The organism is Microbispora corallina (genome assembly GCF_016863035.1).
GTDB lineage: Bacteria > Actinomycetota > Actinomycetes > Streptosporangiales > Streptosporangiaceae > Microbispora > Microbispora corallina.
Genome location: NZ_BOOC01000114.1, coordinates 1 through 720 on the forward strand (window position 1 = coordinate 1; position 720 = coordinate 720).

At 70.1% G+C, this 720-nt stretch carries 1 protein-coding gene; it reads left to right on the forward strand.

Annotated elements, in window-relative coordinates:
• Window positions 1–720 (forward strand): acyltransferase domain-containing protein (locus Mco01_RS38775; protein ID WP_204061801.1); only part of this gene is annotated, 720 nt, incomplete at both ends.

Consider the following 720-nt stretch of genomic DNA (forward strand, 5'->3'; position numbering starts at 1 on the left):
CGTTCCCCGTCTTCGCCCACGCCTACGACCAGGCCATCACCCTGCTCGACGAGCACTTGATCGGCCACGCCCCCGTCCCGTTGCGTCAGGTCCTGCTCGGCGACGCCGACCCCACCCTGATCCACCACACCCTCTACACCCAGACCGGGCTGTTCGCCCTGCAAACCGCCCTCACCACCCTCATCACCTCCTGGGGCATCACCCCCACCGCCGTCACCGGACACTCCATCGGCGCCATCGCCGCCGCCCACACCGCCGCCATCCTCCCCCTGCCCCAAGCCGCCGCCCTCGTCGCCGCCCGCGCCACCCTCATGCACACCCTGCCCCCCAGCGGCACCATGACCGCCACCACCGCCCCCGAACACCACCTCCACCACCTCATCACCCACCACCACCTCACCCACGTCGCCATCGCCGCCACCAACACCCCCACCTCCACCGTCATCTCCGGCGACACCCACCAAATCCACCACCTCACCCGCCTCCTCCACGCAGACGGCCACAAAACCCGGCACCTCACCGTCAGCCACGCCTTCCACTCCCCCCACATGGACCCCATCCTCACCCCCTTCCACGAAGCCGTCCGCACCCTCAACCTCACCCCCACCACCGACCCCACCATCCCCTACGTTTCCGACCACACCGGCACCCTCGCCACCCCCACCGACCTCACCACCCCCCACTACTGGACCCGCCACCTCCGCGACACCGTCCGCTTCC